Here is a 25,971-nt window from a genome sequence, read left to right as displayed (position 1 = left end):
AGCAGCCGGGTCCATGGAAATCTGTTCACCGGCGCACAGTGCCTGTGTGACAGCCCCCTCTTGCTGCGGATAAGTGTCGTGCAGGCGGCCTCTGCGTGAAGCGCAGGGTTACAACGGTTCGATATCGCCTTCGGCGCGTTGGGCGTGGAATTGCGCCTCGAATCCGGCAAAGTCACCTGCTGCGATGGCGTCGCGCATGCCCTGCATAAGCTCTTGATAGTAATGCAGGTTGTGCCATGTCAGCAGCATGCCCGAGATCATTTCCTGCGCCCGGAAAACATGGTGCAGATAGGCGCGGGAATAGTTGCGGCAGGTTGGGCAGGTGCAGTGTTCGTCCAGCGGGCGCGGGTCGTCCTGGTGGCGGGCGTTCTTCATGTTGAGCTGGCCGCGACGGGTCCAGGCCTGCGCGGTGCGACCCGAACGGGAGGGCAGAACGCAGTCCATCATGTCGATGCCGCGCTTTACCGCGCCGACGATATCGTCGGGCTTGCCGACGCCCATGAGGTAGCGCGGTTTGTCCGAGGGGAGCATATCTGTCGCGAAATCAAGGGTTTGAAGCATCATTTCCTGCCCCTCTCCCACCGCCAAACCGCCGACGGCGTAGCCATCGAAACCGATCTTTTTCAGCGCCTCGGCGCTTTCCTCGCGCTGGTCGGGAAAGACGCTGCCCTGCTGGATTCCGAACAGCATATGGCCCGGACGATCGCCAAAGGCATCGCGGGATCGCTGTGCCCAACGCATGGAAAGCCGCATGCTTTCAAGGGCTTGCGCCTCGGTACACGGATAAGGCGTGCATTCATCAAAGGCCATGACGATATCGGACCCAAGCAGGCGCTGGATCTCCATCGAGCGTTCCGGCGTGATCTCGTGTTTCGAGCCATCGATATGGCTTTTGAAGGTCACGCCATTTTCGGTCAGCTTGCGCAGGGCGGCCAGCGACATGACCTGAAAGCCACCGGAATCCGTGAGGATCGGTCGGGCCCAGTTCATGAATTTATGCAATCCCCCCAAACGGTTGATCCGTTCGGCGGTGGGCCGCAGCATCAGGTGATAGGTGTTGCCGAGCAGGATGTCGGCGCCGGTTGCACGGACGCTTTCGGGCATCATCGCCTTGACCGTGGCGGCGGTGCCGACGGGCATGAAGGCAGGCGTGCGGATGTCGCCCCGGGGGGTCGATATGACGCCGGTGCGGGCCATGCCATCAGTGGCATTGAGGGTGAATGAGGTGCTCATGGGGGCCTGCTTTACGCCGCCAAAAGGGGCGGCACAAGGCGTATGGCTTGCGTATGGAAAGCGTATGGTTTTCGTATGGCTGGCGGTATGGCCTGAAAACCCGGGACGGGTGAAGGTTTGCCACCCTGCCAAGCGCTGAAACTGATTTCCGACCGGCAGACAGACGCGCGAAAAGCGCCATCCCACATGTCAGAGGACGTAAACCGGATCGAGATCAGTTCGAGCGGCTGACGAAGTGGCGCGGCGTCGCCACCCGATAGGACAGATGAGTAAAGGTCGTGCTGGCTGTTGCCGCCATTGCGAAAAAAACATCTTGATCTTGATCTGACTCAATGGGTCTGGGCCGCGAATGGGTTGAGTGACCACATCGTGAGCACCGAAAGTCCAATGTGGATATATCTGACAATCCCGGTATCGTGGAAATTGTTGGCGAATAGGGATCATTCGTAATTCGCAATACGTTCTTTCGAAGACAGTGTGTTGCGACCCTCAGGAGATTCGATGTTCATATCAATTTTTCAAAGTTTGACGGCACTTCTTCTTGCGGGAGTTTTTTGTTACGCGATCTTTGTTTCCGGACATCTGAGGGGCCGGAAGCGACTGCAACAAACGTTGATGGGAGTGGTTTTCGGTATCCTGGTGATTGCGCTCAGCTTGGATTCATACCTGCTTGAGCCGCGGAAAGTGCCAATTGATGCCAACGCGGGGCCGCTCATCTTTGCCGGATACCTTGGCGGGCCGATTGGCGCATTGATCGCCGGTGCCTGTGCTGCGTTCATGGTTTCGTTCAACAGCGGCCCGGTCCCGATTGTGGGAGTGTTCATGGGTCTGGCCATTCCCACGGTCGGGCTAATCATTGGGTATTTGCGCCCCCCCACTGACTGGCCGGTCATACCCCGCTTTGCCATAGGGTACCTGCTGTGCGGGTTTGCTGCGCTGTTCCTGGTGCCGATAGTGATTGTCGGGCCAACGATCCCAACCGGCAATGGATACAGGATTGCGGCAATGTCTGCCCTGGTGTTCATCGCGGTTGGCGCGACATCCATCCTGATCACCTGGCAAATCCTGATCTATGCGGCCAAATTCGCATCCGAGGCTGCGCGGTCAGCTGAGCTTTCGAGGCGGCTGGATCTTTCATTGCAGCATTCCGGCATGGGAATGTTTGAGCGCAATGTGGACGATACCGACGTTTATTTTGACGCCGGCATGATGGCAGCTTATGGGCTGGATCGAGAACCGGGACTTGTGCCGATGTCTACCTGGGCTACGCTGATCCATCCCGACGACCTGCCCCGTCTGCAAGCGGAATTTCAAAAATCTGATACTGGTGAGCGCGAGCGGGACCGGGTTGATTTCCGGGTGGTCAGGCCGGACGGAACGCTGCGCTATGCCCGGGCGTATTGGGTTGGCGAAGGCGGCACTGACGGCAAGCCGACCCGGGTGTTCGGCGTACAATCAGACCTGACAGACATCCGCGAGGCCGAGCAAAGGCAATTGGAAACGATTAATCGTCTGGCAGTGATCGCGGAGAATCTGCCGGGGGTCATGTTCCAGTCTGATATGACCGACCGGAAAAATCCGAAGTTGTTATACATCAGCCCGAAATGTCAGGACATCTGGGGCTATACGGACGCGGAAATCTATGCGGACTCCGACGCGCTCATGCGGGCACACGACCCTTCGGACATTGATCTTTTCAATGCACTGGTCGCAAACGGGATTGATAGCCGCACGCCTGTTTCGCACCGCTATCGGATCACGGCGCGTGACGGCACGATCCGATGGCTGGACTATCACGGGGCCTCGACCATCAAAGACTGCTGCGTGCTGATCGAGTCCATCGTTCTGGATGTGACCCATGAAGTCGACGTGATGGCGCAGGTCGAGAAAGAGCGCGAGATTTCCTATCGTGCGCAGAAAAGCGAAAGCATCGGGCTGCTGACTGGCGGGGTCGCGCATGACTTCAACAACCTGCTGGCGGTGATCCTGGGCAATCTGGAATTGCTGGCCGATGAAAACGATCCCGCGACGCAGAACGTGCTGAGGAATGCGGCGATCACCGCCGCGCTGCGTGGGGCCGATCTGACAAAGAACTTGTTGTCCTTTGCGCGCAAGGCGCGGCTGACGCCAGAGGTTCTTGATCTCAATAATGTGTTGCGCGACGCCAAGACCTGGATGGGGCGCACCCTGCCGGAAAGCATTTCGATAAGAACATCTCTTGTTCCCGAATTGTGGCCCGTCGCAGTCGACCGCAGCTCATTGGAAAGTGCGCTGCTGAACCTTATCCTGAACGCACGCGACGCCATGGCGGGGCAAGGCAACCTGACGATCGAGACGGCCAATCTTCGCATCGACCAAGGCTATGTCGACTCTCGCCAGGAGGCACTGGCACCGGGCCGCTATGTCATGCTTGCCGTCAGCGACACCGGAGAGGGTATCGCGCAAGACGATCGCGCCTCGATCTTCGAGCCGTTTTTCACGACCAAACCCCCGGGGTCGGGCTCCGGGCTTGGGCTGTCGATGATCCTAGGGTTTATGAAGCAATCCGGTGGAACGGTCCAAGTCTATACCGAAGTCGGTGAAGGCACGACGTTCAAGCTGTTTTTCCCTGCGGCGGAGGGCAGCAAGGAAGAATCCGTCAGTCCGACATTCGCGGAAGGCGAGATTGCAGGTCGCGGGCAAAGGGTGCTGGTCGCCGAAGATGAAGATGCCGTTCGCAAGACCCTGGTGACCATTCTTGAACGTGCGGGCTATGTGGTGACGGCGACCTCCTCGGGGGACAAGGCCTTTGCGGTCTTCAACGCAGATCCGACATTCGATCTGTTGCTGACAGATATCGTCATGCCGGGCAAATTGCAGGGAACCCATCTGGCAAAGGCGCTCAGGCAGATACGGTCGGATTTACCGGTCGTCTTCATGTCGGGATATGCCACCGAAGCCATGGTGCATGGCAATGGGTTGAGGCCAGAGGACATCCGGCTGATGAAGCCTGTTCAACGCCTGGATATCCTTGCTGCTGTGGCCACGGTGCTTCAGCTGCGGGCAAATTGAAGCACCAGTGCGGCGCCGTCGATGGCGCCGCAGAACGTAGCGGTCTTTGCAGCAGGCCGATGTCCGCCGCCAGATGCGGATCCTGGCGCAACAATTCCAGCCGGCGACGGTTGCGGCGCCGACGCGCCCAACCTGACAGGCGATGCAACAAGCCGGGGCGGCTACGACGGGGAAACAGTGGATCAAGGTCTGCGACGGACATGAAACTCTCCTTGTGGAATCGGATTGTTTGACTACCCTCGGGCCTCAAGTGAACTTGAGGTCAAGCCCCATGTCCAAATCTGGCAGAAAAGCCGTCCCCAGCGATCTGAGCGTCGGCGAGATGGCGAAACGTGCAGGTGTGGCCGTGTCGACCCTGCATTACTACGAATCCGAAGGGCTGATCAGCAGCTGGCGCACGGCCGCAAATCACCGCCGCTATGACCGCAGAGAGTTGCGCCGCGTGTCGGTCATCCGTGTGGCCCAGACATTGGGTATCCCTCTGGCCGAGGTGCGCGAGGTGCTGAGCCGCGTACCCAAGGGGGCGGCGGTTGGCAAGGCTGACTGGGCCGACGCCTCTGCCCTGTGGCGGGAAGAGATCGACCGGCGGATGGCGCTGCTGGAAAGGCTGCGCGGCCAACTTGACCATTGCATGGGCTGTGGCTGTCTGTCGCTGGAAAGCTGCCCTCTCTATAACCCCGGCGACACGCTGGCCCGGCAGGGCCCCGGTCCGCGCCGCTGGATGGACAGTGGCAGTGAAAATTCTGACCAATAATCGCCCGAAGGTCTCTTGATCTCTGCGCAAGAGCGCACTAAAAGCCGCCCAGTCGGGTGATTAGCTCAGTTGGTAGAGCGCTTCGTTTACACCGAAGATGTCGGGAGTTCGAGCCTCTCATCACCCACCAGACTACCCCGCTTACATCCAAGAAAACGATTTTGTTTCAGGCCTGTGTCACGGTTTGATGTGATAAGGTTCGTTACAGGGCGGGTGACAAAAGCGCCGCTGAGATCAGATATCCCCTTCGCCGTGAGGACAGGTATTTTGCGCCTGACGATCCCGCCGAATCTCCGCCCCTGATCGCCGGGCTATACATTGTGCCGGGCGCAGGGATGCCAGGGCTATACGCCGGATTTCCGGTTGCCTGCCGATGACCGACGAGCCATTTGCTGCGCGCACGGCATTGATCGGCCTGCGCAGTAGACCGAAGGCCGTGGGGCAAACCCCGGCTGCGCAAAACCCTTGGCGGCTGATTGTAACACAAAGGTCATTCTTGCCGGTTAGGCACGGCTTGCGGCCCCCTGCCCTGCTTGCTAGGGCTGAGGACCCCTGCTGGACCATAAGGCGCGATCATGACCGACGACATTCTGACAACCCCAGATCTTATCCGTTTCGGATGGGAGGAATGGGTGGCGTTGCCGGACCTTGGCCTGCCCGCGCTGCGTGCGAAGGTAGATACCGGGGCGCGCACCTCGGCGTTGCATGCCTTTGACATTGAAACCTTCGGGTCGGCCAATGCGCCGCGTGTGCGGTTCACCATCCATCCGATTCCGGGGCGCGAGGATCTGGTCATTGCCTGTTCCGCCCCCATCGTTGATCGGCGCAACGTCGTTTCGTCCAACGGCGAGAGCGAGAGCCGCTATGTCATCGGATCGACCCTGCGTGTGGGGGGCGATGACTGGCCGATCGAGATCACGCTGACCAACCGCGACCGGATGAATTCCCGGATGCTGCTGGGACGTGAGGCGCTGAAGGATCATATCACCATCGTCGCCACCGACCGGTTCTGCCAGCCCGAGCTGAGCTATGATGTCTATTCCTCGCTTGAGGTGCGCCGCTCCGCGCCGAAACGGGCGCTGCGGGTGGCGGTGCTGAGCCGGGAGGACAATTACTCGACCCGACGTCTGGTGGATGAGGGCGAAGAGCGTGGCCATACGGTCGAGGTGATCGACACCACGCGCTGCTACATGGCAATCAACGCCATGGCGCCCGAGGTGCATTACGACGGCAAGCGGCTGCCGCGCTATGATGCGGTGATCCCGCGGATCGGGGCGACGGTCACCTCCTATGGTACGGCGGTGATCCGGCAGTTTGAGACGATTGGAACGTTCTGCGTGAACGGATCCGAAGGCATCACGGCAAGCCGCGACAAGCTGCACGCGCATCAGTTGATGGCGCAGCACCGGATCGGGATGCCGAACACGGCGTTTGCCTCGTCGCCCAAGGATACGGATTCGCTGATGCGGCTGGTGGGCACTGCGCCGATGATCGTGAAGCTGCTGGAATCGACCCAGGGCAAGGGCGTGGTGCTGGCCGAAACCAAAAAGGCCGCGCAGTCGGTGATCGACGCCTTTCGCGGGTTGCGGGCGAATTTCCTGGTGCAGGATTTCGTCAAGGAGGCCGCGGGCGAGGATGTGCGCTGCCTCGTGGTTGGCGGCAAGGTGGTGGCGGCGATGAAGCGGACCGGGGCGGATGGTGATTTCCGTTCCAACCTGCATCAGGGCGGCACGGCCAAGGTGGTGCGCATCACCCGCGAAGAACGCGATATCGCGATCCGCGCGGCACGGGCGTTCAAGCTCAACCTTGCTGGGGTGGATCTGCTGCGCTCCGAGACTGGTCCCAAGGTGCTGGAAGTGAATTCCAGCCCGGGGTTCGAGGGTATCGAAGAGGCATCCAAGAAGAATATCGCCGGGATGCTCTATGACCATATCGAAGAACGCGTGCGCCCTGCCCCGGTGCGCAAACGCAAGCTGTTGGGATGAGTTGCTTTGCGGCGGGCCTTGGTGGCGGGTTGCCCGACGGGCAAACGAAAGGCGCTGCCTCTCGTGCTCAGGGGGATATTTTTTCGGCAGATGCAGGGGCAATCTGCGCCGGTGGCCGGGTCGTCGGGTTCTGGCGCCGACGCCTGTCCAAAGAGTTTCGCGCGACAATTGCAGCCCTTTACGCGACACGGGGCATTTCCTATATGTTCACTCAGGTAAGACTTGGAAGGACCGTCCATGACTGACGCAGCCCCACAGCTTGAAGGCACGCCGCTGATCCCGCCGTCGAGCACCGATCACCCGCTTTACACTCAGGTGGTCGAGGCCTGTCGGAGCGTTTATGACCCGGAAATTCCGGTCAACATCTATGATCTTGGCCTGATCTACACGATCGACATTTCCGCCGAAAACGCGGTGAACGTCACCATGACGCTGACCGCGCCCGGATGTCCCGTGGCCGGTGAAATGCCCGGCTGGGTGGCCGAGGCGATCGAGCCGCTGGCAGGCGTCAAGCAGGTGGATGTGGACATGGTGTTCGATCCGCCCTGGGGCATGGACATGATGTCGGACGAAGCGCGGCTTGAACTGGGGTTCATGTAGGATCCGTTCCGACAAGAGGCCCTGACGCCGATGCCCAGCGAAAAGCACAAGATGATTGCCGGAGAGCTTTACCGGCCCGGCGACGCTGAGCTGGTTGCGGACCGGGTGCGGGCGCAGGGCCTGATGCGGGCCTACAACCAGACGATCCTGGGCGATACAGAGCGTGCTGATCTTTTGGCGCAATTGTTCGGCTGTGCCGAGGCGGTGGCCGTGCGCGCGCCGGTCTATGTGGATTACGGCTATAACATCCGCCTTGGGCGAGACGTGTTCCTGAATTACGGCTGCGTGCTGCTGGATGTCTGCCCGATCACCATCGGGGACAAGACCGCGATCGGCCCCTATGTCCAGATCCTGACGGCGGATCATCCGCGCGACGGCGCGACCCGGGATGCGGGGCTGGAGTTCGGCCGCCCCATCACCATCGGGCGCAATGTCTGGATCGGCGGCGGTGCCATCGTCCTGCCCGGTGTGACCATTGGCGTCGATGCGATCATCGGCGCGGGCAGCGTGGTGACACGGGATGTGCCCGCCGGGGCCACGGTCGGGGGCAGCCCGGCCCGGCCCCTTGTTTCCGCGGGCTGATCGCCTTAGATTACAGGCAACACAGGAGTTACGCGTATGTTCGGTATTCCCGGAAAATCCCCTATCACAATGACTCCGGCGGCGATCACCCAGATCACCCGGCTGATGACGCGCGACAACCGCGCCGGTCTGCGGATCGGTGTGAAAAAGGGCGGCTGCGCGGGCATGGAATACACCATGGAATACGTCGATACCGCCGACCCCCATGACGAGGTCGTGGAACAGAATGGTGCCCGCGTGATGATCGCGCCGATGGCGCAGATGTTCCTGTTCGGCACCGAAATCGACTATGCCACATCGCTGCTGGAATCCGGGTTCCGGTTCAACAATCCGAATGTGGCCGACGCCTGCGGCTGCGGTGAATCGATCAAGTTCAAGGACATGTCCGAGCTTGAGGCCGAGCAGGCAGACGGCAAGGCCTGAGCGGCGCCGTCTTTTGGGCCAAAGCTACGCCGCCCCCCTGCTATCCCGCAGAGAACGTATTGGAACCGGAGACATCCTGATCTTTTCGGTTTGAAGGCGCGCGAATATGGTTAATCAATTCGGCATCCCGGCGCGGTACACGGGAACACAAATTTGAAACAACTGAAAAGGATCACGTATGCGACGTAAAATGGCGGCAGGTAACTGGAAGATGAACGGCACGCAGGTGTCGCTGGCGGAACTGGCAGCGATGCAGGGGATGTCCAAGGGCACGGTCGAAGTGCTTATCTGCCCCCCCGCTACGCTGATCTACGCCGGTGCCGGTCTCAAGACCGGGATCGCTATCGGGGCGCAGGATTGCCACGTGGCCGAGGGCGGCGCGCATACTGGTGATATTTCGGCACCGATGCTGGCGGATGCGGGCGCGACCTATGTGATCACCGGCCATTCCGAGCGCCGTCAGGACCATGGCGAAACTGACGCCGATGTATTGGCCAAGACCGAGGCCGCCTGGGCCGCCGGGCTCAAGGTGATCCTGTGCATCGGTGAAAGCCTGGAACAGCGCGAAGACGGCAGTACGCTGGATGTGCTGGCGGCGCAGCTGAAAGGGTCCGTGCCCGAGGGCAGCACCGGGGCCAATCTGGTCATCGCATACGAACCGATCTGGGCCATTGGCACCGGCAAGGTGCCGAGCACCCAGCAGATCACCGAAGTACACCGTTTCCTGCGGACCGAGCTGGCCAGCCGCTTTGGCGATGAGGTCGCCGGGGCGATGCGCCTTCTGTATGGCGGCAGCGTGAAGGCATCGAATGCCGCCGAGATCTTTGCCGTCGCGGATGTGGATGGCGCTTTGGTCGGTGGGGCAAGCCTGAAGGCGGCGGATTTCATGCCCATCGTTTCGGCGCTGAACGCCGCGCCCACCGCACAGGCCTGATCTGCGCATAGCGGGCGGGTTGAACCGTCTGCGAAAACGCCAACAGTGAACGACGCCCATACCCCGGGCGTCGTTTTTTTATGTCGGTGCCAAGAATCAAAAGGGGCGGCCAGAGCCGCCCGCTTGATATCCTTATCCGTGCATCACTTGGCTGATGTGTCAGGCGGCCTTGCGCCGACGGGCGGCAAAGCCCAGACCGCCAAGCGCCAGCATGAGCAGTGGCAAGGCGGCGGGTACTGGAACTGTGGCGGCTTCTGCGATCAAGACCATTCCGGCGAAGTTGTTGACGTCGCCGGTGGTAAACAAAGGGGCGCTATCATGATTGCCGGCATGTTTGGCTTTAAGGGTCACATTGCTGTCAGAGAACCTGAAATAGTATCTTGCCAAACCTTCCCAGAGGTACCCACTCCAGCCGCCCTGATAGTAATAGGTAAATTCAGGCAGGCCGGAACCGCCTACGGCAGCCAATCCTTCGGCTGTGGTAGCCAAACGATACCCGGTCGGAGCCACATAAGTATCCCCGGGGTTCCAGACGTTGGACTGGGACACAGCATAGAACATTTGGTCATTCACTGTGCTTTGGCGCAGGCCACCCAGCGAATCTGTCTGAAGCCACCAGTCGTTGGCCGCGATGGTTGCGGCCTCTGCCCGGTCGTTCAAAAAACCCAAAGCGAATATCAATGCCATGACGTTCAACGTCAGTGCGCGTTTCAAATACATCTTAAACTTCCCTTTGCATCAGCCCAAAAACAGGCTGCCTCCGCCTGCTTTTTCAGCATTTATTGGCCTTTGGTCAAGAGTTTTGCGCAGGCCAAGCCATATGCGGCTTTGACGCAACAACAGAACCTGTCACGTTTTGCTGACATGCAGCTTGAATATTTGAAGGTTGCGAATGCCTGAAGCCTGGAATGCGGCGCTGGCCTGCTGAACGTAAAACAGGTGCCCGCGCAGAACGCGGGCACCCATACTCGTTACTAACCTCGGTAAACTCAGAACTCGGAACTCAAAAACAGTCAGTTCGTGATGATCTCTGGACCCATGATGCTGTTGGGCAGGAAGGTCGAGATGATCGGGATGTAGGTGATCATGATCAGGAAGACGAAGAGCACCGCAAGGAACGGCAGTGCCGCCTTTACGACCCGCATCATCGACATGCCCGCCACACCGGAGGTGACGAAGAGGTTCAGACCGACCGGCGGCGTGATCATCCCGATTTCCATGTTCACCACCATGATGATGCCCAGATGGATCGGGTCGATCCCCAGCTGAATCGCAATCGGGAACACCAGCGGTGCGACGATCACGATCAGGCCCGAGGGTTCCATGAACTGGCCGCCGATCAGCAGGATCACGTTCACGATCACCAGGAACATCACCGCCCCGAACCCTGCGCTGAGCATCGCGGTGGCGATGTGCTGCGGGATCTGTTCGTCGGTAAGGACGTGCTTGAGCAGCAGCGCGTTGGCGATGATGAACATCAGCGTGATGGTCAGTTTGCCGCCCTCGAACAGGGTCGCCTGCGTGTCCTTGTGAAAGAACGCCGTGAAGATCGCCAGAGGCTTGCGATAGAGCGGCAGGGGAAGCCCGCCCTCTTCTGTCGCGGCCAGCGGGCCCATGTCGCGGTAGATGAAGCTGGCCACGAAGAAGGCGTAAACGGCGGCCACGGCGGCGGCTTCGGTCGGGGTGAAGGCCCCGCCCCGCCAGTAGATCAGGCTAAGGCCTTCGTCGAAACGGATCCACGGGTGGCCATAGATGCCGCCCATGATGATCACGATCAGCAGCAGACCCCAGACCGCATCGCGGAACGAGGCAGAGACTTCGCCCCAGCCCAGCCATTCGCCCTTGGGCATGTTCTTGATCCGGGCGATGACATAGATCGTCACCATCAGCATGACACCGGCCAGAAGGCCCGGAAAGACCCCCGCCAGGAACATCCGCCCGACCGACACATCGGTGGCCGAGGCATAGACCACCATCACGATGGAGGGCGGAATGAGGATACCGAGCGTACCGGCGTTGCAGATCACCCCGGCGGCGAAATCCTTGGTGTAGCCGACCTGACGCATCGCCGCGATGACGATGGAACCGATGGCTACCACCGTGGCCGGAGACGACCCGGACAGCGCCGCGAACATCATGCAGGCCAGAACGCCCGCGATGGCCAGACCACCCTGAAGGTGCCCGACACAGGCGATGGCGAACCGGATGATCCGCTTGGCCACGCCGCCGGTGGACATGAAGCTGGAGGCCAGCACGAAGAAGGGAATGGCGAGCAGCGTGTAATGCCCGGCCATGGCAAGGTAGAGCGACTGCGCAACCGAGGCCAGCGAGGTTTCCGAAAAGGCCAGCTGAAAGAAGATCGAGCTGAAGCCAAGCGCCACGGCGATAGGCACGCCGATCAGCAGAAGCCCGACGATCAGGACAAAGAGAAGGACGACTTCCATAGGCTCAGTCTCCGCGGTTCATGGCTGCGACGTCCTCGATGGCGTCTTCGGCTTCGTGGCTGACGATCAGGCTTTCGCTTTCGTCGTTCCAGACACGCCGGACGGCCTGGCAGATGCGGAACAGGATCAGCGCGGCGGCGACCGGCAGAATGGTGTAGGGCACCACGCGGGGCAGCTTGGAATAGTGTTCGCCGTAGTTGATCCAGTCTTCCAGAAAGCGCAGCCAGTCGGGCATTGGGATCTGGTCGGTTTCAAAGAATGAGCGTCCGCGTGCTGCGGTATCCAGACCGGTCGGGAACCAGTGGCCGGTGGTTGGCGGCAGATCGGCGAACGGGGCCCATTGGTCCCAGGCGCCCTTGCACAGCAGCAGCGCGTAAAAGACGCAGATGGCACCGGCAAGCAGTGCGACGACCTTGCGCGGCCCCCGGGGCAGCATGTTGGTGATCGCATCGACACCCAGATGCGCCGTCACCTTGAAGGCATAGGACACCCCGAACAGCACCAGCCAGGTGAACAGCACCAGCACGACCTCAAGGCTCCAGATGATCGAGCTGTTGAAGGCGTAGCGCATGATCACGTTGACGAAGGTCAGCATCGTCATCAGACCCAGAATGACGGCGATGGCCGTTTCCTCAAGCCCGTGTACAACCCGGCCGACCGGCCCTTTGGGCGTATATTTACCGCTCATGGTGTTCCTCCCCCCGGCAGAAAACGGGCGGACCGAAGATTTCGGACCGCCCTTTGATCATCAGCGCATCAGTTGGCTGCGTTGATTTCCTGTGCCGCGGCGATGTTCTCGGCGCCGACTTCTTCTTCGAACTGTGTCCAGACCGGCTTCATCACGTCGACCCAGTCCTGACGCTGCTCGGCTGTCAGCTCGCGGATGACACCGCCGGCATCAAGGATCGCCTGACGCGCCTCAAGGTCAACCTTGCCGACCTCGGCGTTCCGCTCTGTGGTGACTTCGTGCAGGATGGTCAGGAACTGGTCGCGGGTTTCCGCATCCATGCTGTCCAGCCAGTCCACCGAGGCCACGACGAGATAGTCGATGATGCCGTGGTTGGTTTCGGTGACGCCGTCCTGAACTTCAAAGAACTTCTGGCCATAGATGTTGGACCATGTGTTCTCTTGTCCATCGACAACGCCGGTCTGCAGCGCGCCATAGACTTCGGCGAATGCCATCGGCTGCGGCGAGGCACCCAGCGCGTTCATCTGTGCGACCAGCACGTCAGACGGCTGCACGCGGAACTTGAGGCCCTGCGCATCCGAGGGCTCGAGCAGCGGCTTGTTGGCGCTGAACTGCTTCATGCCGTTGTGCCAGAAACCCAGACCCTGCAGGCCGCGGCGCTGCATCGCGTCGAGCATCGCCTGACCGGTTTCCGACGCTTGGAAGGCATCGACCGCGTTGATGTTCTTGAACATGAACGGCAGGTCGAACAGGCGGTAGGATTTGGTGATGGATTCGAACAGTGACAGCGACGGCGCGGCCAGTTGCACGTCGCCGCGCAGCATGGCTTCAATCACCTGCTCGTCGGTATAAAGCGTGGAGTTCGGGAACACCTCCATGCAGGCCTTGCCGTTCATCTCGTCATTGATGCGCTGCTGGAGCAGGCTGGCAGCGATGCCCTTGGGGTGCTTGTCGGTGTTGGTGACGTGGCTGAATTTGATGACCATTTCGCCATCTTCACAGGATGCGGCAGCGGTCTGTGCGGTGGCGCCAAGCGCCATCACGGCGGCGGCCGTCATGAGAAATCTCTTCATCGGTGTCCTCCCGGAACGAATTGAATATGTGGAGCCCGGACGCCCCTCCCAAGACGCCCGGATGTGGGTAGAAGATCGTGTGCCGGGCAATGCATCAAGGGACTATGAACGAACGGCGCGTCTCATTTAAACTTTCATTTAATTTCAGGGATCTACGGGAACATTTCCGGATGGAAAACCGCGCCTTTGGAACGGGTTGTGCGGAAATCCACACAGCCTCTGGCCAGTCCGGTGCGGATTTCCGCACACTTCCGACTCACTGCGCGGCTATCTGAATGTTTCCGGCTTCAGCCCGTGTTTCGACAGTTTGTCGTAAAATGTCTTGCGCGGCAGACGCAGCGCTTCGGCGGCTGCACTGGCCTGCCCGTCCGCGCGGCGCAGCGCCTCGATCAGCAGGGACCGTTCCACCTGTGCCAGCTGCTGGACCAGCCCCAGCCCGGCATCGGGCCGCTCACTCTCGTGCAGGCCCAGGGCAAAACGCATGGCCACGGACATCAGCGCGCGGGCATTTCCGGGCCAATCCTGTGCCATCAATTCGCCAACCACCTCGGGGGTGATCTCGGGCGGGCGCAGACCGGCCTGTTCGCTGGCCTGCGCGACGTAATGGCGAAACAGCACCGGGATATCCTCGGGCCGCTCCGACAGCGACGGGATGCGCACGGCCATGACCTGCAGGCGGTAATAGAGTTCGGCGCTCAGTGTCCCGGCTTCGACCAGCCGCTCCAGATCCTGCGTGCTTCCCGCGATCAGTCGCGCGCCACCGCCATCCATGGAACGTTCCAATGCGTCAACCAGCGCCAGCTGCGTGTCCATCGGCAGGGCGGCGATGTCGTCCAGGAACAACGTGCCGGGGCCGCAGGCCTGCCAGACCTCGGACAGGGTGTCGCGCCCCAGCCCGGCCGAGGCGCGCTTCTCAAAGGGTGCCTCGGCACGGGGCGAACAGAGGTGCACCACCTCTGCGATCTTGGAAATCCCGGTGCCCGGTGCCCCTGTGATCAGTACCTCGGTCCCGGCCTTGGCGGCGGCCCGCACGGTCACCCGCAGCGCATCGGCCAAGGCCGAATTGCCGAACACCAGCCGCGCCGCCGCATCTCCGGTCTCAAGCTGTACTTTCAGGCGGCGGTTCTCAAGCACCAGCGCCCGGGTGCGCAGCGCCCGTTCGATGACCGCGGTCAGGTCCCCCGGCGCACAGGGCTTTTCCAGAAAATCAAAGGCCCCCGCCGCCATCGCGCGCACCGCCATGGGGATATCGCCCTCTCCGGTCAGCAGGATCACCGGCAGGTCAGGGTCCGCCGCGCGGGCATAATCCAGCAGGTGAAACCCGTCCCGCCCCGGCATCCGCAGATCGGATACCACCACCCCGGCGAAGGATGGCAGGATGTGGTCCTTGGCCTCGATGAAGGACCCCGCCGGGATCGCCTCCATCCCCGCCAGTTCCAGCGTCTGGCACAGGGCATCGCGCACCGCCGCATCGTCATCCACAAGAAGCACCCGCCGGATCATGCCACATCCCCTGCGGGATGGCGGGTGGGGCGACGGGCCCTGGCCCGAGCGTCACTCGTCATGCCACGGCCTCCTCGTCCCAAACCTCAAGTTCCACGGTGAACACCGCTCCGCCGTCCGGCGCATTTGTACCGCTGATCGTGCCGCCAAAGCTTTGCACCAGACCATAGCTGATCGACAGGCCCAGCCCCATGCCCTCGCCGCCGCCCACCGCCTTGGTGGTGTAGAACGGGTCGAAAATCCGCTCCGGCTCTGCGATCCCCGGACCGGTGTCGCGAAAGGTGACCAGCACCGGCGCCCCCGCAACAACCTCGATCTCCAGCCGCCGCTGCATCGCACCCTCCATCGCATCCGCCGCATTGGTGATGAGGTTGACAAAAATCTGCCCCAGCCGGACCTCTCCGCCCCGGACCCAGATCGGTGCGGCAGGGCGTTTCCAGACCAGTTCGACCCCCGCCTGCTCGCGGCGCGTCTCTGTCAGCTCGACTGCCGTTTGCAGCACTGCGCCCAGATCCAGCCGCGTCACCGGCGCGCTTTCCTGACGGGCAAAGGCACGCAGGTTGCGAATGATCCGCGCCATGCGCTGTGCCATGTCCGAAATCCGCCCCAGCGCCTCACCGGCTTTCTCGGGGCGCTCGCGTTGCAGAAACGCCACCCCGTTTTCGGCGTAGGACCGGATCGCCATCAGCGGCTGGTTCAGTTCGTGACTGATGCCGGCCGACATCTGTCCCAGCGCGCTCAGCTTGCCCGCCTGCACCAGATCGGCCTGTGCACGACGCAGGGCCTCTTCGGCCTCTTCGCGTTCCAGCACCTCGCGGCGCAACGCCTCGTTGGTCTCCGAAAGCGCCCGTGTCCGCGCCGATACACGCGCCTCAAGCACTGCATTGGCCAGCGACAGGGTCCGGCGCCGCTCGGTCGCAAAGAACAGCAAGGCCCCCATGAACAGACAGACGGCGGCCACCACCTCTGCCTGCAGTATCGCAAGTCGGCGGGCCGGGGCCACATCGACCAGCGCCACGCCCTCCATCCCGATCACCGGCAAGGGCGTGGTCAGGTACAGCGCGCGTTCGGGGACATAGGGGCTCCAGCCCTGCTGCCAGATTTCGTTTCCCGCAAGGTACTGCGGTGTCACACCATAGCGCGCACCGTCGGGGGCCATCATTGCGCCCTGCCCCGCACGTTTCCAGAACAGAAGCTCTGATCGGTTGGTGATGAACACACGCCCCCCCGCATCGGTGAAATAGACAGGCGGCAGCGTCCCGCGCCAGTCCATCTCAAGTGCGGCCACATCGACCACCGCCACCAGAACGCCGCAGACCTTGCCATCGGGGCCGAAATTCGGCGCGGCAAAGGAAATTGTCCGCTGCCCGTCATGCAGGCCCAGTGCCACGCCTAGCGCGCCCTCAAGCCCCCGTCGGAACTCCGGCGACTCGGCCAGATCCTGCGGAACCGCCGGGTTTGATGACGCCAGAACATGCCCCTGCGGATCGGCATATAGCGCGGTCATCGTGCCGGTCATGTCCGCCGCCCCGAGCAGCATCGCGTCCGCCAGCGCGCGGTCGCCGCCGGTGTGCAGCGCCTCGAGCATCGGATGACGCGCCATAAGCACGGCAAATTCACGGTAGCGCTGAAGTTGCGTGACAAGCCGGTCAGCCGCCAGTTCAAGATCGGACCGCCCGCGCGCGGCGACCTGATCCAGCGCCTGCACATAGCCATAGACCCAGACCCCCGCCGACAACACCACGACGGCGGCAAGATACAGCCCGATCAGCGCGGAACGCGAGGAAAGCCACAAACGCATGTCCCTGCTTAGCAAAAGCCCGCTTGCAAAGGCCAGCGCCAAACGGCATGCCCCGGATCATGCAGCATTTTGATCAAAACCCGACCGACCCCGATTTCAATCAGGATCCTTATCCGCTCTACTCTGCCATGCGCGCGACGGGCGATCTGGTCTGGTGGAATGACTACGACCGGGCCTGCGCTGTCAGCCACCGGGCGGTCAGCGCCATCCTGCGCGACCGCCGCTTTGGCCGCGAGATCCCTGCCGATCTGGCCCCGCCGGTGCCCGAACACCTTGCTCCGTTCTACAAGATCGAAGACAATTCGATGCTGGAGTTGGAACCGCCCCGCCACACCCGTCTGCGCGGGCTGGTGCTGCGCGCCTTCACCTCGCGCCGGATCGCCGGTCTGGGGCCGGAAATCACCGCGCTCTGCCATCAGTTGATCGATGAATTGCCCGCCGGTGATTTCGACCTGCTGCCCCATTTCGCACAGAAACTGCCGGTGATCATCATCGCGCGGCTGCTGGGTGTGCCGGATGCCCATGCCGACCAGCTGCTGAAATGGTCCAATGCCATGGTGGCGATGTATCAGGCCGGGCGCACCCGTGGAATCGAGGACGCTGCCGCCCGCGCCGCTGCCGATTTTGCCGAGTTCCTGCGCGGCTATATCGACGCCCGCCGCAGCGAGCCGCGCGACGACCTGCTGACCCAGCTAATCGCCGCCGAAGAAGCAGGCGAGAAGCTGTCGAACGATGAGCTGATCGCAACCTGCGTGCTGCTGCTGAATGCCGGGCACGAGGCGACGGTGCATACCCTTGGCAATGGCGTCGCCAGCCTGCTGGCCCATGGCGTGACCCCGACCGACGAAACGGCCCCCGCGATCAGCGAAGAAATCCTGCGCTATGATCCGCCGCTGCATATCTTCACGCGCATCGCCTACGCCGAGATCGAGCTTTTCGGCCATACCTTTCAGCGCGGCGATACTGTGGCGCTGCTGCTGGCATCGGCCAATCGCGACGCCGCTGTCTGGCCACAGGCCGACCGGTTTGATCCGACGCGGGGTCCGGCGGCGCATACCAGCTTTGGCGGCGGGCTGCACTTCTGCGTCGGCGCGCCGCTGGCACGGCTTGAGCTTCAGATCGCCCTGCCGATCCTGTTCGACCGCCTGCCCGGTCTGCGCCTTGCCGCGCCGCCCCGCTATGCGCAGACCTATCATTTCCACGGGCTAGAGGCGCTGAACCTCACGCGCTGAGACCGCCCTGTCGGCAGAAAGCCCTGCGCATTGGTCAGACAGGACCTGCCGGGGCGGCCCTCAGGCCACCCGCTGCCCTGCCGACCAGACCGACACCGGGCGCGCAGTTTCGCCCACGCGGCGCAGGCGCACCAGATCGGCGCGCAACCCGGTGGCGATGCGGCCCCGGTCCGTCAGGCCCACGGCCCGCGCCGGGGCGCTGGTCACGGTGGCCAGCGCGCGCGGCAGATCGCCGGTCAGCCGCGCCAGTTGCAGCGCCGCCGTCAGCAGCGCCGCCGGCACGTAGTCCGAGCTCAGCACATCCAGCAGCCCGTCCTGTGCAAGGGACGCCGCCGCCACATTGCCCGAATGCGACCCGCCGCGAATGATATTGGGTGCGCCCATCATCACCGCGATTCCGGCAGCGCGGCAGGCCCGGGCGGCCTCGGCTGTCGTCGGGAATTCGGCAATCGCGACGCCATGGGCGGCGCTTTGTGCAACCTGTGCGGCGCTGGTGTCATCGTGGCTGGCGAGGGCCGCGCCGAAACGGGCCGCGGCGGCAACGGCGGCGGCTTCGTGGCGCGGGCCAAGGGTCGCCTGCAGGTCTTTCAGCTCGGCTACATAGGCGGCAAAGGTTTCATCCGGGAGGCCGTATTTGCCCTGAATATACTGGCGGAACTTGTCCACATCGACGAACTGCCGCTGCCCCGGCGTGTGATCCATCAGGCTCAGCAGTCCGACACGGTCCTCGGGGCCAAAGGCGTCCAGCTCGTCCGTCAGGGTCTGCGAACACATCTCGGCGCGCAGGTGCAGATGGTGGCTGATCCGCAGGTGACCGGCCTCGCGCAGGGCGTGGATTTCCGATGCCAGCGCGCGGGCGTAGGGTTTGTATCCCATCCCCGTGGGCGATGCGATGGATCCGACCCGCAGGGCATCGAAAACGGTGGTGATACCGCAGGCCGCCAATTCACCGTCATGGGCAAGGATTGCCGCCTCGTGCGGCCAGTCGACGCCGGGGCGCGGGCTGAGGTGGCGTTCAAGGTTGTCGGTGTGCAGCTCGATCAGCCCGGGCGTGACAAGGTCGCCGCCACAGTCCACCGCGCCCGCAGACACCTGTGCGCCGGTGTCGATTGCCGCGATCAGCCCGTCGCGGAGCAGCAACGAACCGGTCACGATTTCGTCGTCAAGCACGATGCGGGCGTTGGAGAGGATCATCTGGTCGGTCATGCGCTGTATTCTTTCAGTGTGCGGGCGTCTGGCCTGCCTACGCGCTGCATAGGCAGGGTTCCGGGCGGATTCAAATTGGTCAAAGCGACGCCTGTCGAGTCAATGCAGCCAGTGCAGTGGCCACAGATGCCTCAAGCGGGCCGCCGTTGTCGATGGTGATCACCTCTGCGCCCTCAGGCATCGGCGGGGCGCCGCGCGCAAGGCGTCGGGCTATCTCTGCCGCCGCCTCGCGGCCCCGCGCGCCCAGCCGTTCGGCCAGCACTTCGGGCGCGGCGGTCAGCGACAGGATCGACACGCGCGGAAAGGTCAGCATGGCGGCGGGCAACAGCGCGCGCGACAGGTTTGCGATCACGTCCTGCCCGGCCTGCACCCGCGTCAGTACATCGGCAGGCACGCCGTAGTACAGGCCGTGCGCCTCCCACGACAGGGCGAAACCACCGGCGTCGCGCTGGCGCGCGAATTCAGCCCGGGACAGCGACAGGCAGGCCTCATGCGCATCCGTAGGCCGGGTGATGGACCGGCGCACTTCGGATATCTCGGGGCGGGCCGCGACCAAGGCACGGATCAGCGTGTCCTTGCCCACACCAGACGGGCCCACGACGGCGATCAGGCGGCCGGTCATGCCGGTTCTGCCTGTGGGGCAAAGATGGTCACATCGACTTCGCGATCCGCAATCTCGGCCCGTGCGGGGGCGTCGTGAAAGATGCCGACAAGTGCCGCGCCACGCGCCTTGGCGTCGCGGATCAGCTGCAACACCACGGCGCGGTTGACCGGGTCAAGCGAAGCAGTCGGTTCATCCAGCAACAGCACCGGATAGGGATGCACAAAGCCGCGCGCGATGTTCACCCGCTGCTGTTCGCCGCCGGAAAACGTGGTCGGCGACAGACCCCAGAGCCGTTCTGGCAGGTTGAGCCGCGCCAGAAGCGTGGCCGCCCGTTCGCGTGCTTCTGCTTCGTCCACGCCAAGGTTCAGCAGCGGCTCGGCCACCACGTCCAGCGCGGGCACACGGGGCACCACACGCAGGAACTGCGATACATAGCCAAGCGTGGCGCGCCGCAGGGCGGACACCTCGCGCGGGGTGGCGGTGGCAAGGTCCAGCCCCGCCACATTGATCACGCCGCCCGCCGGGGCATAATTACCCTGAAGCAGCCGCAGCAGCGTGGATTTGCCGGATCCGGACGACCCGGTCAGCGCGACGCATTCGCCAGCCTTGACGGTCAGCATCGCGCCCCGCAGCACCGGGATCTTTGTGCCGCCCTGGGCGTGCAGGATGAAATCCTTGTTCAGATTTTCGACGCGGATCATGCGGTACCTCCTGATAAGCAGCAGATGCGGGGTGCGCTGGGGACAACACGGCGGGTCATGTCGGCAGCACCGAATTCACCAGAAGCTGCGTATAGGCATGTTGCGGATCGTCCAGCACCCGGTCCGTCAGCCCGTGTTCGACCACCTGCCCGTGGCGCATCACCATCAGCCGGTCCGCCAGCAGCCGCACGACGCCAATGTCATGGGTCACGATCACCACCGACAGCCCCATCCGCCGCACAAGGCCGCGCAAAAGGTCCAGCAGGCGTGCCTGAACGCTGACATCCAAGCCGCCGGTCGGTTCGTCCATCAGCACCAGTTTCGGCCCCGTGACCAGCCCGCGCGCGATCTGGAGCCGCTGCTGCATCCCGCCGGAAAAGGCGCTGGGGCGGTCATCGATGCGGCCCGGGTCAATCTCGACCCTTTCCAGCCAGTCCTCGGCCGTCTTGCGGATATTGCCGTAATGCCGCGCGCCGCCGGCCATCAGCCGTTCGCCCACGTTGCCGCCGGCGCTGACGTTCATGCGCAAACCGTCGCGGGCGTGCTGATGCACAAAGGCCCAGTCGGTCCGCATCAGGCGGCGGCGCGCCGGTTCCGGCAGCGTCAGCACATCCTGACCGTTATAGACCACCTGCCCCGCATCGGTTTCAAGATGCCCGGCGAGACAGGACAGCAGGGTGGATTTGCCTGAACCTGACTCTCCGACGATCCCCATCACCTCACCGGGATAGAGATCAAACGCCACATTCTGGCATCCGACCCGCGAGCCGTAGAACCGGGTGAGGCCGTTGACCGACAGCAGCGGAGCTTCTGCCGAAATGGATCGTTCCAGTATGCTCATGCCCGCCGCTCCATGCAATAATCGGTATCCGAACACTGGAACCGGCGCGTGCCCTGATCATCGGCCACGATCTCGTCCAGATAGGTATGTGTCGCCCCACACAGCGCGCAGGCGCCATCGGCCTTTGATGCCTCAAACGGATGGTCGTCGAAATCAAGGCTTTGTACCCGCGTGAATGGTGGCAGGGCATATATCCGCTGTTCGCGGCCCGCCCCGAAAAGCTGGATCGCCGGGCTTTCCAGCCTTGGGTTGTCGAAGCGTGGGATTGGGGACGGGTCAAACACATGCCGCCCGTTGACCAGCGCAGGATAGGCATAAGCTGTCGCAATCGCCCCGTGCCGCGCGATATCCTCGTAAAGCTTGATGTGCATCAGGCCATATTCCTCTAGCGCATGCATCCGCCGCGTCTCTGTCTCGCGCGGCTCAAGAAACCTCAGGGGTTCGGGGATCGGCACCTGATAGACAAGGATCTGATCGGAACGCAGCGGCGTTTCCGGGATGCGGTGGCGGGTCTGGATCACGCTCGCCTCACCAGTGCGGGTGGTCGTCGCCACGCCCGCAACCTTGGCAAAGAACGACCGGATCGACACGGCGTTGGTGGTGTCATCCGCGCCCTGATCGATCACCTTCAGAGTATCCTCGGGGGTCAGGCACGCGGCTGTCACCTGCACGCCACCGGTGCCCCAGCCATAAGGCATCGGCATCTCGCGGCTGGCAAAGGGCACCTGATATCCCGGCACGGCAAGCCCTTTGAGGATCGCGCGACGGATCATCTTTTTGGTCGGCTCGTCGAGATAGGCAAAGTTATAGTCGCTCATATGACGCTCCACGGGGTTGGCGCCGCAAGTCCTGCGGCATCGGCTGTGAAATGGCACCCGCCCCCTACCGGCGGCTGATCTTCGTCGCGGCTGATGGCACGGCCCAGAAGATGGCAACGCAAAAGCGCGCCCACTGCACCATGAGCAACCACCAGCAGATCGCCTGATGTCTCATCCAGATCGATCAGCGTGCGAATGGCGGTGACAACGCGGATCTGTGCATCACGCGCCCGTTCCCAGCCATCCACGCTTTTGTCCGGCTCAGCAAAAAAGGCATCTGCGGTTGCCTCGAAGACGTCAGGCGGCAGATATCCTGTGCTACTGCGGTCGTTTTCATGCAGCGCACAGACCCGCCGAGGAATATGACCACTGACCTTGCCGTGAATGGCAGCAGCATCGACCGCCTTGCGTTCCCGGCTGGAATAGATCGCAGTGACCCCTGCAAGCGTTGGGTCGTCGGCAAAACGGCTATGGCGACGGCGGCCCTGATCGCTCAGCCTCCAATCCGTGACCGGCGTGTCAGGGTCAATTTCGACCTGCGCATGGGTCAGAAATATCAGGCTACGTCCGCTCATTCCGCAGCCTCCTGCTCGGCCAATGCTTCGCGGCGCAGACGTCGGATCAGCTGAAGTTCGGCCTGAAAATCGACGTAATGCGGCAGCTTGATATGTTCGAGAAACCCTGTCGCCTGAATGTTGTCGCTGTGCAGCAGCACGAATTCCGCATCCTGCGCCGGGGCTCCGACATTGTCCTCTCCCAACTCGCGCCATTGCAGGGCGCGATCGACAAGGCTCATCGAGATCGATTTGCGCTCATTCCGAGCCATGACAAGGCCATAGCCCCGGGTAAACTGCGGCGGTTCTTTGCGCGATCCGGTGAACTGGTTCACGGTTTCGCATTCGGTCACGACGATCTCGGCAAAGTCGATGGAAAAGCCCAGTTCGGGGATATCCACCGCGACCTGGACCGTTCCAATACGCAACTCACCGACAAAGGCATGGGTGCGGCCATAGCCACGCTGGGTGGAATAGGCGAGCCCCAGCAGAAACCCTTCGTCCGCCCGGGCCAGCGCCTGCAAACGCAGCGGCCGGTCGGCTGGCAGCTCCAGCGGTGTGCGGGTCAGGTCCGGTGGCGTGTCGTCGCTGCGGGGTTCATCGCGCAGCAAACCTTCGCGGCCCAGATGGTCGGACACGCGGGCGCGGGTCTGCGGCGCAGTGTCGGCGATCTTTGCGGCGGCAGCTTCGTCCCCGGCGGCGAGGGCAAAGTCCACCAGCCGGTGGGTATAGTCAAAGGTCGGTCCCAGCACCTGCCCGCCGGGAATATCCTTGAAGGTGGCGGACACGCGGCGTTCGCAGATCATCGCGCCGGTATCGATCGGTCTGGAAGACCCAAGGCGCGGCAAGGTGGTGCGGTAGGCGCGGATCAGAAAGATCGCCTCGATCAGGTCACCGCGCGCTTGTTTCACCGCAAGGGCAGCAAGGTCAGTGTCATAGAGCGAGCCTTCGGACATCACCCGCGCCACGGCGAGGGCAAGCTGTTCGGCAATCTGCTGGGTGGTCAGGGCGGGCAGCGACCGGTCGCCGCGCCGCGCCTCGGCCAGCCATGTGTGTGCGGCGGCAATCGCCTCTTCCCCGCCTTTGGCTGCAACGTACATCAGGTGTCCTCTGCAATACGGGTTGATCTGGGCAAGGCCGCGAGCCGGGTCCCCGAGGTCAGAAACAGGTCCACCCCCAGCGGATAGAGCGCTGCATTCAGGCGCAGGGCATCGGCATCCGGCAGCGACATACGCACCTCCGTCTCAATGCCCGGTCCGGTCAGGCACGGCCCGTCTGCGGAAATGTCAGACATTTCGACGATCAGGGTGGCAGAGCGGTCGGGATAGTCGGGCGTTCCCACTGGATACGCCTTGAGCGGACCCAGATCGCCCCAGGTGCCGACGGCAAAGCTGGCTTCAGCCGCATTCGCCGGTTCGGGGGCGCCGGTGTGAAAGGTCAGCCAATTCCGCGCCTCGGCGGAATTGCCGGTCAGCAGGACCGGCGTGGTGCTGTCCGTCAGGGTCAGCAGGAGCAGCGCCGCAGCAGCGGACAGCCCCGGCACTTGGGGACCGGCAATGTTCTGGATCGTTCCGGGACATGCCATTGCCTGCATCGCCGCGCGAAAGGCGCGGGCGGACTCTTCGGGCGGATTTGCAAAGCCTGCGGCCAGTGCGCTCATGCGTCCTCTCCCCTGACAAGCGTTTCAAAGTTCACCCGCGTCGCTTCGGCCTTGCGGGCTATCGTGTCGCGCCGCGCGGCTTCTTCAGCGGCCAGCGGGTCGAGCACCTTTGCGCGCACCTCATCAGACCGGTCGCCCTGCATCAGCGCATCGATCAGCGCGGCCTGGGTGGCGTGTTCACGACTGCGGCCCTGCACAAAGGCGTGTCCTTCGCTGCCATCGGCCAGACGCAGGGCGCAGCGGGTCGCCGTCACCTCGCCCAGATTGAAGGGCGCGCCAACGCCCCCGGTACGGCCCTGCACCATGACCGATCCGGCCTCGGGTGCGCGCAGCCAGCTGTGGGTCTGCATTTCGCCCAGCGCGGCCACTTGGGCGGCAAGGGCTTCGGGTGTTGATCGGGCCAGCAGGCCCATCCATTCGGCTCGGGTCATGATGCCTCGGTTGGCTATGTTTCCGTTAATAGATAACTATACAACTTGACGGAATGTTGAAAGTGAAACTTCCGTGACAGTGCCGGAATTCAGGGGGTGGGCACGCCGCGCCATACCCGCTTGCGGGATGGCGTTCGAACGGTTGTGGGGAATTCAGGGCGTGGCACGATCTGTCTGACAATCATGGAAATGTCAGACAGATGCCCGCAAGGGACGCGCCAGCGGTTATCTTACTCGTATCGGTCCAGGAAATCTTCGGCCGACAGCTTGCGGAAATCGCTCAGCCGGGCGCGCAGGGTCGCATGATCCCAGTCCCACCATTCCAGCGCCATCAGCCGTTCAGCCGTCGCTTCGGCCAGCCGGCGCCGGACAGGTTTTGCAGGCACCCCGGCGACAATCCAATAGGGTGGCACATCTTTTGTGACCACAGCGCCGGCCGCGACCACAGCACCATGACCAATCGTCACCTCGGGTTTGACCATCGCCATGGCACCGATCCAGGTGTCGTGACCCAGATGGGCCACCCGGGACTGGCGATGCGCAAACCAGTCGTGGTCGGGCTCTATATCATTCCAATAATCGTTGGAACGATAGTGAAAGTGATGCAGTGACGCCTTTTCCATCGGATGATCCGTCGCGCCGACCCGGGCCATGGCCGCGATATTGGCGAATTTGCCGATCCGCGCGTTGGCGATATCGGCCAGCCGGTCACAATAGGAATAGTCGCCGAAATGCGAATGCGCCACACGGCTGCCCCGACCGATTTCGACATAGGCACCAAAGGTGCAATCCTCTGTGATCTCGCAATCGGGATGCACGAACGGGGCGTCGGGCTTTAATCTGGGTGACAGCT

At 62.7% G+C, this 25,971-nt stretch carries 25 protein-coding genes and 1 tRNA gene; 9 read left to right on the top strand and 17 right to left on the bottom strand.

The features are described 5' to 3' along the window. Positions 1 to 108: 108 nt before the first annotated feature. Complete coding sequence (gene tgt, locus CHB75_RS02630; RefSeq protein WP_089268947.1) at positions 109 to 1,233, bottom strand: tRNA guanosine(34) transglycosylase Tgt; 1,125 nt, start codon at positions 1,231 to 1,233, stop codon at positions 109 to 111. A 684-nt stretch (positions 1,234 to 1,917) separates the two neighbouring features. Here tgt and CHB75_RS02625 point away from each other — a divergent pair. From CHB75_RS02625 to tpiA, 8 genes are all read left to right on the top strand, one after another. Then, positions 1,918 to 4,284, top strand: coding sequence for a hybrid sensor histidine kinase/response regulator (locus CHB75_RS02625; protein WP_176439039.1), 2,367 nt, complete (start codon positions 1,918 to 1,920; stop codon positions 4,282 to 4,284). Positions 4,285 to 4,555: 271 nt separating this feature from the next. Further along, on the top strand, positions 4,556 to 5,038 hold the full coding sequence (soxR, locus tag CHB75_RS02620; RefSeq protein ID WP_245840621.1) for a redox-sensitive transcriptional activator SoxR: 483 nt from the start codon (positions 4,556 to 4,558) through the stop codon (positions 5,036 to 5,038). A gap of 54 nt (positions 5,039 to 5,092) precedes the next feature. After that, a tRNA-Val gene (locus CHB75_RS02615) sits at positions 5,093 to 5,168 on the top strand. A 445-nt stretch (positions 5,169 to 5,613) separates the two neighbouring features. Beyond that, positions 5,614 to 7,023: a 30S ribosomal protein S6--L-glutamate ligase gene (gene rimK, locus CHB75_RS02610; protein ID WP_089268945.1), complete on the top strand. Its 1,410-nt coding sequence runs from the start codon at positions 5,614 to 5,616 to the stop codon at positions 7,021 to 7,023. Positions 7,024 to 7,260: 237 nt separating this feature from the next. Further along, the gene (locus CHB75_RS02605) at positions 7,261 to 7,623 is read left to right on the top strand and encodes an SUF system Fe-S cluster assembly protein (RefSeq protein ID WP_089268944.1); all 363 of its coding nucleotides are present in this window, start codon (positions 7,261 to 7,263) and stop codon (positions 7,621 to 7,623) included. Positions 7,624 to 7,653: 30 nt separating this feature from the next. Next, a complete protein-coding gene (locus CHB75_RS02600; RefSeq protein WP_089268943.1) occupies positions 7,654 to 8,205 on the top strand; it encodes a sugar O-acetyltransferase in 552 nt (183 codons plus the stop codon). 36 nt (positions 8,206 to 8,241) lie between these two features. Next, on the top strand, positions 8,242 to 8,628 hold the full coding sequence (locus CHB75_RS02595) for a HesB/IscA family protein (protein ID WP_089268942.1): 387 nt from the start codon (positions 8,242 to 8,244) through the stop codon (positions 8,626 to 8,628). A 178-nt stretch (positions 8,629 to 8,806) separates the two neighbouring features. Next, entirely contained in the window at positions 8,807 to 9,562 is a 756-nt protein-coding gene (gene tpiA, locus CHB75_RS02590; RefSeq protein ID WP_089268941.1) for a triose-phosphate isomerase, read from the top strand. Between the two features lie 159 nt (positions 9,563 to 9,721). On the opposite strand, the gene CHB75_RS02585 is transcribed toward tpiA, so the two are convergent. From CHB75_RS02585 to CHB75_RS02560, 6 genes are all read right to left on the bottom strand, one after another. Further along, on the bottom strand, positions 9,722 to 10,282 hold the full coding sequence (locus CHB75_RS02585) for a VPLPA-CTERM sorting domain-containing protein (protein WP_089268940.1): 561 nt from the start codon (positions 10,280 to 10,282) through the stop codon (positions 9,722 to 9,724). 293 nt (positions 10,283 to 10,575) lie between these two features. Beyond that, positions 10,576 to 12,006 (bottom strand): TRAP transporter large permease, encoded by a 1,431-nt coding sequence (locus CHB75_RS02580; protein WP_089268939.1) that lies wholly within the window; start codon positions 12,004 to 12,006, stop codon positions 10,576 to 10,578. Positions 12,007 to 12,010: 4 nt separating this feature from the next. Then, on the bottom strand, positions 12,011 to 12,694 hold the full coding sequence (locus CHB75_RS02575; protein ID WP_089268938.1) for a TRAP transporter small permease: 684 nt from the start codon (positions 12,692 to 12,694) through the stop codon (positions 12,011 to 12,013). Between the two features lie 68 nt (positions 12,695 to 12,762). Further along, a complete protein-coding gene (locus tag CHB75_RS02570; RefSeq protein WP_089268937.1) occupies positions 12,763 to 13,767 on the bottom strand; it encodes a DctP family TRAP transporter solute-binding subunit in 1,005 nt (334 codons plus the stop codon). Positions 13,768 to 14,034: 267 nt separating this feature from the next. Next, positions 14,035 to 15,270, bottom strand: coding sequence for a sigma-54-dependent transcriptional regulator (locus tag CHB75_RS02565; protein ID WP_089268936.1), 1,236 nt, complete (start codon positions 15,268 to 15,270; stop codon positions 14,035 to 14,037). Positions 15,271 to 15,328: 58 nt separating this feature from the next. Then, complete coding sequence (locus CHB75_RS02560) at positions 15,329 to 17,071, bottom strand: ATP-binding protein (RefSeq protein ID WP_089268935.1); 1,743 nt, start codon at positions 17,069 to 17,071, stop codon at positions 15,329 to 15,331. Positions 17,072 to 17,130: 59 nt separating this feature from the next. Here CHB75_RS02560 and CHB75_RS02555 point away from each other — a divergent pair, with 59 nt between their 5' ends. Further along, positions 17,131 to 18,303: a cytochrome P450 gene (locus tag CHB75_RS02555; RefSeq protein WP_089268991.1), complete on the top strand. Its 1,173-nt coding sequence runs from the start codon at positions 17,131 to 17,133 to the stop codon at positions 18,301 to 18,303. 60 nt (positions 18,304 to 18,363) lie between these two features. Here the strand turns inward: CHB75_RS02555 and CHB75_RS02550 are convergent, their stop codons facing one another. From CHB75_RS02550 to CHB75_RS02505, 10 genes are all read right to left on the bottom strand, one after another. Continuing rightward, the gene (locus CHB75_RS02550) at positions 18,364 to 19,509 is read right to left on the bottom strand and encodes an alpha-D-ribose 1-methylphosphonate 5-triphosphate diphosphatase (protein WP_089268934.1); all 1,146 of its coding nucleotides are present in this window, start codon (positions 19,507 to 19,509) and stop codon (positions 18,364 to 18,366) included. 79 nt (positions 19,510 to 19,588) lie between these two features. After that, positions 19,589 to 20,131 (bottom strand): phosphonate metabolism protein/1,5-bisphosphokinase (PRPP-forming) PhnN, encoded by a 543-nt coding sequence (gene phnN, locus CHB75_RS02545; RefSeq protein WP_089268933.1) that lies wholly within the window; start codon positions 20,129 to 20,131, stop codon positions 19,589 to 19,591. After that, positions 20,128 to 20,814 carry a phosphonate C-P lyase system protein PhnL gene (gene phnL, locus CHB75_RS02540; RefSeq protein WP_089268932.1) on the bottom strand — a complete coding sequence of 229 codons (687 nt, stop codon included), beginning with the start codon at positions 20,812 to 20,814 and terminating at the stop codon, positions 20,128 to 20,130. The genes phnN and phnL overlap by 4 nt, the downstream gene beginning before the upstream one ends. 55 nt (positions 20,815 to 20,869) lie before the next feature. Beyond that, on the bottom strand, positions 20,870 to 21,655 hold the full coding sequence (gene phnK / locus CHB75_RS02535) for a phosphonate C-P lyase system protein PhnK (RefSeq protein WP_089268931.1): 786 nt from the start codon (positions 21,653 to 21,655) through the stop codon (positions 20,870 to 20,872). Further along, positions 21,652 to 22,473, bottom strand: a complete 822-nt coding sequence (locus tag CHB75_RS02530) for an alpha-D-ribose 1-methylphosphonate 5-phosphate C-P-lyase PhnJ (protein WP_089268930.1) — start codon at positions 22,471 to 22,473, stop codon at positions 21,652 to 21,654. Before CHB75_RS02530 ends, phnK begins: the two co-directional genes overlap by 4 nt. Beyond that, positions 22,470 to 23,048 (bottom strand): histidine phosphatase family protein, encoded by a 579-nt coding sequence (locus CHB75_RS02525; RefSeq protein WP_089268929.1) that lies wholly within the window; start codon positions 23,046 to 23,048, stop codon positions 22,470 to 22,472. The genes CHB75_RS02530 and CHB75_RS02525 overlap by 4 nt, the downstream gene beginning before the upstream one ends. Beyond that, positions 23,045 to 24,127: a carbon-phosphorus lyase complex subunit gene (locus CHB75_RS02520; RefSeq protein WP_089268928.1), complete on the bottom strand. Its 1,083-nt coding sequence runs from the start codon at positions 24,125 to 24,127 to the stop codon at positions 23,045 to 23,047. The genes CHB75_RS02525 and CHB75_RS02520 overlap by 4 nt, the downstream gene beginning before the upstream one ends. Then, positions 24,127 to 24,687, bottom strand: a complete 561-nt coding sequence (gene phnH / locus CHB75_RS02515; RefSeq protein ID WP_089268927.1) for a phosphonate C-P lyase system protein PhnH — start codon at positions 24,685 to 24,687, stop codon at positions 24,127 to 24,129. The genes CHB75_RS02520 and phnH overlap by 1 nt, the downstream gene beginning before the upstream one ends. Beyond that, on the bottom strand, positions 24,684 to 25,118 hold the full coding sequence (phnG, locus tag CHB75_RS02510) for a phosphonate C-P lyase system protein PhnG (RefSeq protein WP_089268926.1): 435 nt from the start codon (positions 25,116 to 25,118) through the stop codon (positions 24,684 to 24,686). Before phnG ends, phnH begins: the two co-directional genes overlap by 4 nt. Positions 25,119 to 25,348: 230 nt before the next feature. Continuing rightward, positions 25,349 to 25,969 (bottom strand): LbetaH domain-containing protein, encoded by a 621-nt coding sequence (locus CHB75_RS02505; protein ID WP_089268925.1) that lies wholly within the window; start codon positions 25,967 to 25,969, stop codon positions 25,349 to 25,351. Positions 25,970 to 25,971 lie beyond the last annotated feature (2 nt).

The sequence above is a fragment of the Puniceibacterium sediminis genome, from assembly GCF_900188035.1.
Classification (GTDB): Bacteria; Pseudomonadota; Alphaproteobacteria; order Rhodobacterales; family Rhodobacteraceae; genus Puniceibacterium; species Puniceibacterium sediminis.
Note: the sequence above shows the minus strand (reverse complement) of the source record. Positions and strands in the feature narration are given on the sequence as shown.